The following is a 13,823-nucleotide window of genomic DNA, read 5'->3' on the forward strand; positions in this document are numbered from 1 at the left end:
TCGTCTGCAAGCACTGCTCGCAATGGGATGGATGCAGGAATGCAACGAGACGCCTGAGCGATACAGCATGCTCGCCTGCACCGTGCATCGCGCGACACCTGCGGCCGATGCCAGCGCAGACTGCGATGGCTGTTCCTGCAGTGATGCGGCTGCAGGCGCAGCGAACGGTATCGCAGTCCCGGCACCAGACGCCTTGGCCGCCTGCAACGCAGAATGCAGCCAGATCAAACGCAGGGTCGCAGCGTCACGCGAATTTTCGCTGCATTGAACAGATCGCTTACGCCGCCCTGACAATGCCCGTGGTGCACTGCGTTTTTCGCACGAGGCCCTGCCATGCCCACGCTATTGCCTGCCGCGTTGCTGCCGTCGCAGATCCCGCTGGACAACGACGGCAACGATCTCGATCTGCCGCCCAGCCTGCCGTTCCTGCACCTGTGGACCGGCCCGGACGGCAACAGCCGGCTCAATCCCTCGCAACTGCCGGGCTTTGGCAGCAAGAGCGTGGGTGGCGGTGCGGCGCCGCAATGGCTGCGGCCCTTTCCCGGCGAGGTGCTCGGCATCCAGTTCGCGGTGCTGCCGGTGGGCTGGGTCGGCGACTGGCATGAGAGCCCGCATCCGCAATGGGTGATTCCGCTGCGCGGCCGCTGGTTCATCGAAACCGGCGATGGCACGCGCGTGGAGATGGGCCCGGGCGATATCCACTTCGGCCAGGACCAGGGCACGGCCGATGCACGCGGCCACCGATCCGGCCAGCTGGGCGACACCCCTTGTCTGCAGATGCTGGTGCAGTTTGCGCAACCACCGGCTGCGGCGGCTGCGCATCCGTTCGGCCATCCGGCACCGCGTTGATGGAGGCGCACTGCCGTGTGCGTGCACCTGGTCCGGCGCAGCCCACGCACTGCCCACCGCCACATGCGCACGATGCGGCACTGGCCGCGCGCCTGTGCGATGCGCGGCTGTACACCCTTTACGACCAGGCCACCTGGTCCGAGGGCCCGGCGTGGTGGGAAGCGCAACGCACCCTGGTCTGGAGCGATGTGGTCGGCCGCCGCGTATTGGGTTGGCGCGAAGACGGCGCAGTGGACGTGTTGCTGGATGCCACCGCCTTCACCAACGGCAACGCCGTGGATGCGCAGCAGCGGCTGGTGCATTGCGAACACGGCCGCCGCGCGATCACCCGCAGCGACGCACACGGCCGCGCGCACCTGCTGGTGGGCCGTTTCGACGGCAAGCGGCTCAATTCGCCGAACGACCTGATCGTGGCGCGCGACGGGGCGATCTGGTTCACCGACCCACCGTTCGGCCTGCTCAAGCCCAGCCAGGGCTGTCCTGGCGAGCAGGAGCTCGATTTCCACGGCATGTACCGGCTGCCGCCCGATGGCGGGCCGTTGCAATGCCTGGTCCAGCTGGACCACCCCAACGGGCTGGCGTTTTCGCCCGATGAACGGGTGTTGTATGTCTCGCAGACGCCAGAGCACGGGCCCGGCACACCGCAGATCACCGCCTTCGATTGGCGCGATGGTGCACTGCACGATCCACGCCGCTTTGCCGTGGTGCCCGATGGCATTGCCGATGGGTTCTGCGTGGACCGTCAGGGCTGGCTGTGGAGCAGTTCCGCCACCGGCATCTGCATCTTCGATCCCGCCGGGCGCCTGCTCGGGCAGGTACCTACGCCGCAGACCGCCTCCAATTGCACGTTCGACCCACCCCAGCGGCGGCTGTTCGTCACCGGTGGCAGTTCGCTGTGGATGCTGCAATTGCAGGGAAAATAAGCGGAAATCACGCGGCGTGGCCGCCCTGCGCACGCTTGACCCGGCAACCGCCAGGCAATAAAAAAGCCCGCTTGCAGCGAACTGCCAGCGGGCTTTGCTCCCTCCCCCACGTCGGGATGCAGGATCATAGTGCGCGCCCCGGATGCGACTTGCACGCTGCACTGCAAAACAACACCAGACAGTACAGAACTGGCTCAATTGTCTTCACATGATGCTGGCGCTGCAGGTACTCACCGCAGCAGATCCGGCTGCGCCCGGTACCACTGCGGCGCACGCAACAGATGCCATTCGGGCGTGTCGTTGCGCAGGCCCACCGCCGCACTGAGCATGCCCCAGCGTGCGAGCAGGCTGCCGCTGCGCTGGCGGCCCTGCAGACGCAGGCGCGCATCGACCTGGAAGCGATCGTTGCGCGCCTGCAGCCGATCGACGATCACCGTCTCGCCCTGCCAATGCACGCGCCCAGTCACCTGCGCCTGGCCTGCATCCACCAGCCGCAACATCCAGTCCGGAATCGAGCGGTCGCGCGCATATAAAGCAATCAGGAAGGCCAGGTCGCGTACCTGGATGCGCACCCGCCCATCCACGCCGATCGGCTGCCGCCATTGCATGCGCGTGTCGTCCAGCACGATGCGCGCCCACCATCCATCGCGGCGCTGACCATCCGGGCCGGTGAAGCCAACATTGCGCAATTGCACGGTACTGGCATCGAGGCGAAAGGTTTCCTCGCGCAGATCGCCGCGCTGCAGGCGCAGATCCGCATCCACATCGCCACGCATCGCAAGCCCGGCAAATTGCAGCCGCGCCGCACGCGCACCGATGCGCAAACCACCGGTACCGATCCGTCCACCCGGTTCGATCTGCAGGTTGCCGCTGAGCACGCCGTTGCCGCCATCGAAGCGCAGTTGTTGTTGCGGCAGATAGCGGTTGTAGGCACGCAGATCAGGCACGCGTGCGTTGGCAAAGGTCAGGTGCGCGCGCGTGGCATCGCGCAGGCTGGCCAGGTTGCGCGCATCGAGACGTGTGCTTAGGTCCAGCCGCAGATCGTGGCCTTGCACGAACGGACGTGCCGGTGCATCGGTATGTGCAATCGAAAACTGCTGCATCTGCAGTGCGAGCGCGGGCAGCAACTGGCCGTTGGCATCGGCGGCCACGCGCAGATCGGCACTGGCCTGGCCCGCGATCGCATGGCCCATCACGCCGACCTGCGCACGCACATGCGGCACCTGCAGGCGGCTGCCGGCACCGAGGCGGCCACGATCGATCCGCAGATCCGCATCCACCAGGCCATCGCCTTCCAGGGTGAGCCAATCCACATCGGGAAACAGCGCCGGAATCCAGCTGAGCGAGGCCAGCTGCCAATGCAGGCGGGCATGCCCGGAGGTGCGCGGCAACAACGCGCGCAGACCGTCCAGCGGTACCTGCCTGCCCTGCACGCGCAGATCCGCATCCATAGTGAGTCCGGCATCGGCCGGCTCGGGCATGGCGATCTTCAGGCGCATGTCTTCATCCACCTGCAGCTGCGCGGTGAGTTCGCCCAGCAAGTCTGCCGGTGCGCGGGTGCTGTCGTGCAAGGGGGCGCGCCAGTGCCACTGGCTGCCTGGCTGCAGGGCACCGCGCGCCCAGCGCAGCTCGCCGTCTGCGCGTCCCTTCCCCGGCCGGGTCACGACGCGGTGGCGCCCCTGCGCATTGCGCGTGACATCCAGCGCCGCGGTGTCGCCGTGCACGGCCAGCAAGGCATCGGTGAGCTGCAGCAACGCCACCCCACGCGCCTGATCGGGCCTGTGCCGGGCGATACTGGCGTCCAGGCGAAGCTGTCCGTTGCGCAGCATTTCGCTCTGGCCCCATCGCACACGCGCACTGTCGAAGCTGGCGCGCGAGGGAAACAGCTCCATCGGCCCGCCGCGCAGCTGCTTGAACACCCCCAACTGCACCTGCCCCTGCCCTTCGATGTGTAGCTGGTGCAGCGACAACGCCTGCACCTGCTCGGCATCGATGCGGTCGAACTGCAGCGTCCACGCGCGAGCCACCGGCTGCTGGGCCGCACGCGGGCGCGTTCCCGGCCGAGCAGTTGTAGTTGACTGCAAAGCAGCGCCATCTGCCCGATCGAAGGTTGTGCTGCCCGATGCCGTTGGCATTGCAGCGACAGCGGATGCCGGAGGTGCGGCGGTGACGGTGGTGCGCGCTTGCCCGGCGGATCTCTCCGACGTTGCGCCTGCGGTAGCGACGGGCCGCTGTGTAGAGGGTGTGGCGCCAGCAGATGCGTTTGCCACAGCTGCCGGCAGCGTTGTGGCCTGCAATGCGGCGCGCACGCCATGCACCTGCAACTCCGGCACCAGCAGTTGGCGGTGCAGCAGCGGCAGCAACCGGATCTGCCCGCGCATGCGCCGGGCGCTGACCGTCCAGCGCTGACGCGTGGAGCGCCCCTGCAGCGCCACGTCCCACAACACCAGCCGACCCGGCCACCAGGTCAGCGCCGTCCCCCACTGCATGGCGAATGTCTCCGGCTTGCGATTGAGCGCAGCCGGTCCCAGCGGGGTATTGAGCAGCAGGTTGCCCAGCAACAGATAGCCCGCGTACAGCGCGATCACGGCCAGCACTGGCCAGCGCAGCGCGCGCGGCAGGGCGCGCCAGCGGGCGCGAGGCGGCATCGTCATGACGGCAGGCTCCTCAAGGGCCGCGCACGCGGCGCCGCGCAGTGTGGCAAGCGCGCCGTGAGTGCGGTGCGCAGCGGGCCGGCCCGCATGAGCTCGCCCGGCTTGCATGGTGGACGCGTGCATATCGCCGGGCGGGCTGGTGGTTGCGGCCGACGACACGGCGAGCACCCACCGATGCATCGATCGACCATTGCCGTGCCCGTCCAGCCCACCACGCCCACGCGATGCGTGGCGCCACCTTCAATACGCTGCAACGCTGCATCATCCGCACGAACATCGATTCCATGCCGGCCTGCCAGCAACCGCCCTACACGGATCGCGCTCGGGGCGAAGCGGACATGCGCGCGTCACTCGATCGAGTGCGCCTTGGAGCGGCCAACAAACCGTAGCGAGCAGTCGTCGGGTGGGTGCGGTCGGCGCGGAGGAACCGCAGTGTACGCGTGGTACATGCCGCACCGGGCACCGACCGCGCCCGCCTGGCGGCCGCGCAGTCGTTTTGCCAACTGCTCTCAGTTGCTCGTGGACACCGCAGGCAACAGGCCAGGTTGCGATTCATACCACTGACGCGCGCCAGCCAGATGCCATTGGCGCTGCTTGCCGTCGAGTTCGATGCCGGCACCGAGCACGCCCCAGCGCAGGTAGAGATCGCCGCGTCGCTGTGCGTCCTCGAGCGTCAGGCGGGCACGCAAGGACAGGCGCTGGTTTTCGGCATGCAGATCGTCGACGGTGAGTTGGCGCTTGCGCCAGCGCACTCGCCCGGTGGCATCGAGTTGCCCCGAGTCCAGCAGGCCCACCACCCAGCGCGGATAATCGCTGCGCTGTGCGAACACCGACAACAGCGGTGCGGCATCGCGCATGTGCAACGCGGCATCGGCATCCAGCTGGAACGGCGCGCTGGCCTGGATGGTGCCGGCACCCACCTGCAACTCGCCCCACCAGCCGGCGTCGGCGCTGTCTTCGCCCACTCGCATGTTGCGCAGGCGCACGCGGGTGCCGCTGAGGTCGAAGAACTTGTTCTTGAAGTCGGCACGCTGCAGCTGCGCCTGCAGTTCGGCGTCGCCGCGCATCTGCACGCCGGCCAACGCCAGATGTGCGCCCTGGCCGCGCAGATGCGCATGACCGCTGCCCACATCGCCGGAGGCGTTGAGCGCGACATCGCCGGTCAGGCTGCCGCGCCCGCCGAGCAGGCGCACGTTGTTGCCCGGCAAATAGCGGTTGTAAACGGTCAGGTCGGGCACCTGCGCATCGCTGAAACGCAGCTGCGCCTTCAGCGTGTCGCGCAGGCGCGCCAGCTCGGCGTCGCCATGCATGGCCAGCTGCAGGTCGCGGCCGTCCAGCAACACCTGCCGCGGCGCATCGCGCGGCGCGGCCTTGAAGGTGGGGATGCGCACGTCCAGATGCGCCTGCGGCGTGGCGGCGTCGTCGATGCGCCCACGCGCGTTGGCGACACCCGCCAGCCGCGTATCGAACACCTGCGCCACCGCTTCGACGCGCGGAATCTCCAAACTGCTGCCACTGGTCAGCCGCCCCTGCGCCAGCCGCAGGTCGGCCTCGACCAGCCCGCCGCCTTCCAGCTGGAACCACGGCTTGCGCACGAACAGCTCGGCGATCCAGTTCAGCGATTCGAACTTCCAGCGCCCCCGCACCTGGCCGGACAAACGCGGCAGCAGCTGCGCCGGCTGCTCGAACGGAACGCTGCGGCCGGCGATGCGCAGGTCGGCGTGCAACTCGCTCCCCGTGTCTTCATCGCGCGGCAGACGCGCCTGCACGCGGATGTCCTGTGCCACGTCCAGCTGCAGCGCGAGCATGCCGCGGTCGGTGGCCCCCACGCCGGCCATCAACGGCAGCCGCCACACCGCATGGCTGCCCGGCTGCAGCGCGCCGTTGGCCAGCGCGATGTCGGCCTCCACCCGCGCCGCGGACGGCCCGCTGCGGATGTCCACATGCGGTGCACCGGTGTCGATCTTCAGCGCCACCGTGCTGGCTTTCAGCTGCAGGCGCGCCTGGGTGATGCCGAGCTTGCGCAGGCCGGGCGCGGTGTCGCGGTAATGGCGCGGAAACTGGAATTGCGCATCCAGCTGGGCGCCATTGAAGACCTGTACGCCGTCGTAGCTGACCACCGCATCCTCGAAACCGGCGTCGGAGGGAAACAACTCCGATGGCCCGCCCTTGAGCTGCTTCAGGAAACCGACCTTGCCGCGCCCCTTGCCGGCGATCAGCAACTTGCCCAGGCGCGCGCTGCGGATGCTGTTGCTGGTGATCGCATCGAAGCGCAGCGTCCAGCCCCGGTTGCCGCGCGGCGGTGGCGGGATGGGGGTGTCGGAGGTTTCCACTTCCGCGCTGACATTGGTGGCATGCAGCCATGGCAGGCGCACCTCGCGCCGGAACAGGGCCAGCAAGGCGATGCGCGCATGCGCGCGATCGGCGTGGAAGACGTACACGGTGCGGTTGGCCTGCCCGCGCATGCGCACGTTCCAGGCCATCACCTCGCCCGGGAACAGCGTCAGTGCCGGGCCGGTCTGCATGGTGAACTTGTGCGGCTGCCGGTTGGTGCTGGCATCGAACAACGGGGTGTTGAGATAGATGTTGCCGGCCAGCAGGTAGAGCAGGTACAGCGTCGCCATCACGACCACTGCAAGGCGCCACGGCCGGGGCCAGCGCTGGAAGCGGTCGCGAAGAGAGGGCATGGGCACAGGCGCAAGACAGGTCTGCGCGCACTATCGCGGGTGCGCCGACGCCGGAGCGTGAATGCGGGCGCAGGCTGGCAGCTCTCGGGTGCGCCCGCCCGATCGCGGTGCGGGGCACGCCTGCACGGGATCCCGGGCCTGCAGACCTGGTGCGCAGCGGCGGCGTCCACCGCATGGCGTTGCTGGGCGCGAGGTGGGCGATTCACCCTTCTGCAACTGCATGTCCTTGTGCGCCACACAGCGACATGCGCAGGTCATGTACGCAGCGGATAAGGTTGCCACCTGTTCGTCTGCGGCGCAGACGGCGCCCTCCCTCCTGGCCGCCGCAGCGACAGGTCACCGTGGGTGGTGTGTTCGATCCGCCGGGCCGGCTCCTGGAGTCGGCCCGGCGTTTTTTTAGTCGGCGCGGACCGTCCATCCGCTCGGCGCCTGCACGACCTTATCGGCGCATCCGGCACCCGCGACGCACCCTGCACCCTTGCCTCATGCGGCCTCGTCGATGCGGCGCGCCCGACGCGTGCGCACCGCCGTCGCCAGCCGGTCCAGTACCTGCACCGAGGTGTCCCAGTCGATGCAGCCGTCGGTGATGCTCTGGCCATAGGTCAGCTCGCAACCCAGCACCAGTTCCTGGCGGCCGCCGACCAGGTGGCTTTCGACCATGACGCCGACGATGCGCGTTTCGCCGCCTTCCAGCTGCGCTGCGATGTCCTCGACCACCTTGGGCTGGTTCTGGGGATTCTTGCTGCTGTTGGCGTGGCTGGCATCGATCATCAGGCGCGCCGGCAGGCCTGATTTATTCAGCACCTGGCTGGCCGCTTCCACGCTGGCCGCATCGAAATTGGGCACCTTGCCGCCGCGCAGGATCACATGGCAATCCGGGTTGCCGGCAGTGGCCGCCACCGCGGTATGGCCGTCCTTGGTCACGGCCAGGAAATGGTGTGGATGCGAGGCCGCGCCCACCGCGTCCACCGCAATCTTGACGTCGCCGCCGGTACCGTTCTTGAAGCCCACCGGGCACGACAACCCCGAGGCCATTTCGCGATGCACCTGGCTTTCGGTGGTGCGCGCGCCGATCGCACCCCAGGCCACCAGGTCGGCGATGTACTGCGGCGAGATGATGTCCAGGAATTCCACGCCGGCCGGCAGGCCCAGGTTGTTGATGTCGCGCAGCAGGCCGCGTGCCACGCGCAGGCCCTTGTTGATCTGGAAGCTGCCATCCAGGTCCGGATCGTTGATCAGGCCCTTCCAGCCGATGGTGGTGCGCGGCTTTTCGAAGTACACCCGCATCACGATCTCCAGCGCATCGCCGAACTGGTCGCGCAACGGGCGCAGGCGTTGCGCGTACTCCATTGCGGCCACCGGGTCGTGGATCGAGCAAGGCCCGATCACCACTGCCAGGCGGTCGTCGCGCCCCTGCAGGATGGCGTGCAGGGCGGCGCGCGATTGGGTCACGGTCTCGGAGGCACGCTCGTCGCAGGGCAGCAGCGACAGCAATTGGGAAGGGGGGGCAAGCGCTTCGATCTTGCGGATACGCAGGTCATCGGTCACAGGCGGCATAACGTTGTCTCGGGTCGGCGGTGCATCGGGGAAGCCAGGCAAAGCGGCAACAAAAAAGCCGCCAGTGTGCGCTGGCGGCTTTTCGGGAATGCTGCTGAAGTCTCCTTCAGGGTAAGCGCACTCCTTCCTCCGCCAGCGGCATCGGAAAGCCGTAGTACCAAAAATAAAACTGGCTGCGGGGTGCGTTCATGGGATGCATTGATACCACGCGTTTTTGCGCGATGCCACTGTTTCATCGGCAACGAGCCCTGTGCGTCGGAGCAATCAGATGCGTGCCGCGGCAGGTAGCGGGAGATATGGCATCGACGGCTGACCAAGCCAACCTGACGCACGCCGACCGCTGCTGGCATGCCGATGGCCTTACGTGCGGTGGCAGGATCACGGGATGTTGCTGGGCGGTCCAGGCCAGATCCTGGCGGCAAGCGGAACTCGTCTGGAGTTGCGACATGAACAGCGCCGCGCTGCGCGCTGTTTTCCCAAGGCCTCGCTGCCGCCTTGGAGCCCTGCCCGGGGCTGCGCTCCCACCTCTGTCTCCGGTTCGGGAGCATCGAAGTATCGTTTCACCCCTGATGTCTCATTCAATCCCATGGCCTGCTATTACCCATGCAATTCAGTAACTTGCTGGGCAATTAGTCCTGAAGTATCGTTTCATAAATCGTTTCACAGGTGATCTGCATGCCCCTGCCCGAAGCAGTAGAACGCCTGGTCGCCACGCTGCGCGTCAACGGCCCGTTGCGCGGCGCCGATCTTGCCGCACGATTGGGCGTGAGCAAGGCAACCCTTTCTCGTCTTGTTGCCGCCGCAGGAACGGCGGTGCGGCGCTACGGCAGCGCGCGCGCTACCAGCTATGCCGCCGCGGGCGAGGTGCGAGGCGCGCGCGCCTGGCCGCTCTACCGCATCGACAGCCATGCCCGCGTTGTGGCGCTGGGCCAGCTGCATGCACTCCATCACGACCATTTCTTCGTGGAGCTGCTGCAGGAAAACCCGGTGCTCCTGCATCCGCCGATGCAACTGGGTGTGTTCGAGTCGCTGCCCTGGTTTCTGGATGACCAACGCCCGCAGGGATTTCTCGGGCGCAATCTGGCACGTCGCGTCTCCGGGCCGTTGCGGCTGCCTGAAAATCTCATGCTGTGGTCGCCCAGTGACACACTCGTCGCGCTGCTGTCCGATGGTCACGACCAGCTCGGCGACCTGCTCGTTGGCGAGCATGCGCTGACTCGCGCACTGTCGTCGATCGATCAGCCCGAGTGCATCGACATCCAAGCGCGTCCGCAGGCGTATCTCAAGCACGCCGATGCCGCACTGCGCGGCGAGGACGTCGGTTCGTCCGCTGCAGGCGAGCAACCGAAGTTCACTGCCGTGCTGCGCGAACATGACGTGTATCGCCCGGTCATTGTGAAGTTCTCCGACCGGATCGATCAGCCGGCCGGGCGGCGCTGGGCGGACCTGCTGCAGATGGAGCATCTGGCCAACCAGGTGCTGCTTGCCGGTGGCATCGCGGCCGCAACGACACAGCGGCTGCAGGCCGGTGAGCGCGTCTTTCTCGAATCCACACGCTTCGATCGCACCCCCACGCTGGGCCGCCACGGCTTTGTTTCGTTGATGGCGATATTCGCCGCGTTCTATGGGCAATCGGACATCGGAACCTGGCGCGCGCTTGCGCCGCTGCTCCGGCGCGACGGTTGGCTGAGTGCGGAAGATGCTGAGCGTCTTGAGGTGATCAGCTGGTTCGGCACGCTCATCGGTAACACCGACATGCATCTCGGTAATGCAGCACTGATTCTTGCCGACACGTTGCCGCTGCGGCTCGCGCCGGTGTATGACATGTTGCCGATGGCGCTGCGGCCGGCGTCCAGTGGCGAAATCGTGCCGAGGGATATCGAGAGTCCACCCCCCACGGTCGGTCAATTCGCACAATGGCGACGCGCGGCGGAGATGGCCGAACAGTTCTGGCAGCGCTCCATCGACGACGCGGCCTTGAGCGATCAGATGCGTGGCATCGCCACGCGCGCGTTGGCAAGCCTGCGCCGAACCGCATCGCGTCTTGCCTGATCGCGGCGCCACGCAGGCCACGGCGACGATGCCGTGGCCTGCACCTGGCAACTGCACGCACTCAGAACGTAAACACATACTCCGCCGCCACTTCGCGGCCGATCGGGTTGAACAAGGTAGTGTTGTAGAAGCCGTAGCCGTAGAAGCGTTCCTTGTTCTCGTAGCCCACTTCGTTGAACACGTTGTTGATGTAGAAATTGACCTTGGCGTGGTCGGTGATCCTGTAGCCGGTGCTGAGGTTCCAGTAGATCGCCGGACCCACGCGGCCGAAGTAGCGCTTGCTGGTCTGGCCCAGATTCACGTTGCCGGTATCGGTGACCAGGCACTGGTCCGAAGCGCTGGGCTGGTAGCCGTCGTCGAAACGGGCGCAGGTGCCCCAGTTGACCGCGCGCATCGAACCGAGCCGGCGGAAGTACACGGTCCAGTCCCAGGCGCCGCCGTTGTCCCAATGCACGCTGCCACGCACGCGGCTGCGCACGCGTTCGTCGCGGCGGTTCTCGTCGCTGTCGGTGCGGTAGATCTGCTCGCGGTAGGCGATCAGATTGTTGTAGTCCAGCGACAGCTGGAAGTTGCCCCAGCCGGCCGTGCTCAGCCGGTATTTCAACGACGCGTCGATGCCGGAGGTTTCCATCTGCGCGAGGTTGATCGGTCCGCGTTCGATGCTGGCGATGGTGCCGTCGGCATTGCGCGCCACGCGCGAGGTGATGGTGTCGCAGTAGCCGGCGCCGCCGGGATTGTTCCAGGCGCCGCCGCTGATGGTGGTACCGGTACGGCAGCCGGCCTCGGCCGACAGGATCTCGTCGCGATCCAGGTCCTTGATCATGTCCTCCAGCCGGATGCGGTAATAGTCCACGCTCAGCGACAGGCCTTGCACGATGTCCCACACCACCCCGCCGGTGAACGAGCGGCCGGTTTCCGAGCGCAGGTCCGGAGTGCCGCGCCGGTTCACGTCCACGGTGTAGAAGATGTTGCTGTTCTCGTCGTTGCAGCCTCCGGTCTGGTACGCGCCGGAGGTGATGCAGCGGTACTGGTCGATCACCGTCTGATTGGTGGAGCTGGGTTCGCCCAGCACGTAGTGCATGTCCGGCGCGCGAAAGCTGGTGGCCAGGGTGCTGCGCACCAGCAGGCTGTCCACCGGCCGCCACTCCAGGCCGGCGCTCCAGGTGGTGTCGCTCTGTTCGCCCACCTCGGTCTGGATGGCCGCAGACGAACGATAGTTGCTGTAGCGGTCGTAGCGGCCGGCGATATTGGCGCTGAGCGTGGACAGCAACGGGATCTGGAACTCCAGCCCGGCCGAGCTGCGCAGGCGCTCGCCGCCACCGCTGTCGACCACGTCCACCGGGTAGCACTCGTTGGCGCACGGGTCGGGCGAGAGCTGATAGCCCTGCTTGGCGACTTCGGCCACGGTGGCGAAGCGGATCGGCCCGGCCCAGCCCTGCACCACGTCGCCGCTGAGGCTGAGAGCGGCCTGGTTCACCCACGAATAGGCCGAGTTATGCGACTTGGCAACCAGCTCGTCGTACGCGTTGCCGGACAACGGCGTGTACCAGCGCGCTTCGTTGACCGCGTAGATCGGATTTCCGCTCGCACCGGTGCCGAGCGGGCTGCCGAGAAAATACTCGGTAGCGCGCGCGGTATCCACGGTGCGGATGTACTCGTCCACGGTGTAGCGCGAACGGCCCACGCTCAGTTCCCAATCGAAGCGGTCGGCCCACACTCCGCGCAGGCCGGCGCCCAGATCCCAGGACTGCTCCTTGTTGTAGTTGGCCAGGCGATCCCAGCCACCGGCTTCGCGGCGGGTGAGCTGGCGGATGGCAGTCAACTGGCGCCCGGTGCGCGCATCCTGGAACGGCCCGATCAGCACATACGGCGGGTCGTAAGTCCAGCGCCCGATGCTGCGGTTGGCCGACAGCGTGGCCCAGGCCTCGGTGGCCTGACCGAACTTCCAGGTGCCGTACAGATAGGCCGAGTAATCCTCGCTGCCGGTGACCAGGCCCCAGTCGCCGTAATCGCGCGCCATGCCGCAGTAACTGCCGGCGTCGGTGAGCGCACCGGTGTTCTGGTTGTAGCTCAGCCGTTGGCCGTCGATGAACTCGCCGCCGAAGCGCGCGCAGGTGCCGGCCGGCGGCGCCAGGCGCTCGTTGGTGGTGGCGTCGACCAGGCTCAGACCGGTGAACGGATTGAAGCCATAACGGCGGTTCTGGCCGGTCCAGTTGGAGTAGGACATATCGTCCGAATCGTCCATCTGCGGGCGATCGCGCCCGCTCAGCGGGTCGCGCCGGGTGGCCTGCAGCGCGTAGGTCACGCTCCAGTTCTCGCCGGTGCGTCCGCCGGCCCAGGACGCGTCGAAGGTATCGCGCCCGCCCTCGGTGGCGGTACCGCCGCGCAGGCGGAATTGGTCGCCCTGGTAGTCGCGCTTGAGGATCACGTTGATCACGCCGGCCACCGCGTCCGAACCATAGATCGCCGAAGCGCCGCCGGTAAGGATGTCGATACGCTCCACTGCGGCGGCGGGGATGTTGCTGTAGTTGGAGAAATTGCTTTCGCCGCCATAGGGCAGCGGGTAATCGGCCACGCGGCGGCTGTTGACCAGCAGCAGCGTGCGGCCCGGCCCCAGGTCGCGCAGGTTGATCGGCGAGGCGTTGGGCGTGTGCGATCCCCACTGCGTGTCGGCTTCCACCGAGCCCTGCTGGTTCATGCTGTTGAGCACGTCGTAGACGGTGGCGAAGCCTTCCTGCTGGATCTGCTGCGCGGAGATGGTGACCACCGGTTGCGCGCCTTCGACCTGCGCGCGTTTGATGCGCGAACCGGTCACGCTGACCGCATCCAGCGTGGATGTGGCACGCGGCGCATCCGTTTCGGTTTGCTGGGCCATGAGCGGCGGCGCGAGCGCGGCGGTCGTGGCAAGGGACACGGAAATCGACAAGGCAAGGCGATGACTGCGGCAGTTCATAAGATCCCCGGGAGAAGCCGGACACGGCCGGCGTGGCGGTGCACTGCAACGACGCCTGCCAGCGATGCATGCACCGCTGCCCCTTGTCCGACGGCCCCCCGACCGCTCGGCGCAAACGCCTGCGCAGCGAGGCTAGAGCCGATATGAC

7 protein-coding genes and 1 other RNA gene are annotated in these 13,823 nt (G+C 67.2%); 3 read left to right on the forward strand and 5 right to left on the reverse strand.

The annotated features are described in order from the left end of the window. Positions 1–333 precede the first annotated feature (333 nt). Positions 334–849, forward strand: coding sequence for a cupin domain-containing protein (locus ACCQ05_RS18815; RefSeq protein ID WP_372392073.1), 516 nt, complete (start codon positions 334–336; stop codon positions 847–849). Further along, positions 849–1,772, forward strand: a complete 924-nt coding sequence (locus ACCQ05_RS18820) for an SMP-30/gluconolactonase/LRE family protein (RefSeq protein WP_372392074.1) — start codon at positions 849–851, stop codon at positions 1,770–1,772. Before ACCQ05_RS18815 ends, ACCQ05_RS18820 begins: the two co-directional genes overlap by 1 nt. Positions 1,773–2,002: 230 nt before the next feature. On the opposite strand, the gene ACCQ05_RS18825 is transcribed toward ACCQ05_RS18820, so the two are convergent. The 4 genes from ACCQ05_RS18825 to ACCQ05_RS18840 all read right to left on the reverse strand — a co-directional run bounded on the left by ACCQ05_RS18825 (position 2,003) and on the right by ACCQ05_RS18840 (position 8,670). Then, entirely contained in the window at positions 2,003–4,351 is a 2,349-nt protein-coding gene (locus ACCQ05_RS18825) for a hypothetical protein (RefSeq protein WP_506191556.1), read from the reverse strand. Positions 4,352–4,799: 448 nt separating this feature from the next. Next, positions 4,800–4,875: non-coding RNA, sX9 sRNA (locus ACCQ05_RS18830), on the reverse strand. 60 nt (positions 4,876–4,935) lie between these two features. Then, complete coding sequence (locus ACCQ05_RS18835) at positions 4,936–7,113, reverse strand: translocation/assembly module TamB domain-containing protein (protein WP_372392075.1); 2,178 nt, start codon at positions 7,111–7,113, stop codon at positions 4,936–4,938. Positions 7,114–7,596: 483 nt separating this feature from the next. Then, positions 7,597–8,670: a 3-deoxy-7-phosphoheptulonate synthase gene (locus tag ACCQ05_RS18840; protein ID WP_372392076.1), complete on the reverse strand. Its 1,074-nt coding sequence runs from the start codon at positions 8,668–8,670 to the stop codon at positions 7,597–7,599. A 666-nt stretch (positions 8,671–9,336) separates the two neighbouring features. Between ACCQ05_RS18840 and yjjJ the strand changes: the two genes are divergently transcribed. Then, positions 9,337–10,722 carry a type II toxin-antitoxin system HipA family toxin YjjJ gene (gene yjjJ / locus ACCQ05_RS18845; RefSeq protein WP_372392077.1) on the forward strand — a complete coding sequence of 462 codons (1,386 nt, stop codon included), beginning with the start codon at positions 9,337–9,339 and terminating at the stop codon, positions 10,720–10,722. Positions 10,723–10,783: 61 nt separating this feature from the next. Here yjjJ and ACCQ05_RS18850 read toward each other — a convergent pair whose 3' ends face one another. Next, positions 10,784–13,597 carry a TonB-dependent receptor plug domain-containing protein gene (locus ACCQ05_RS18850; protein WP_372392079.1) on the reverse strand — a complete coding sequence of 938 codons (2,814 nt, stop codon included), beginning with the start codon at positions 13,595–13,597 and terminating at the stop codon, positions 10,784–10,786. Positions 13,598–13,823 lie beyond the last annotated feature (226 nt).

This window comes from Xanthomonas sp. NCPPB 3582 (assembly GCF_041475735.2).
GTDB lineage: Bacteria > Pseudomonadota > Gammaproteobacteria > Xanthomonadales > Xanthomonadaceae > Xanthomonas > Xanthomonas codiaei.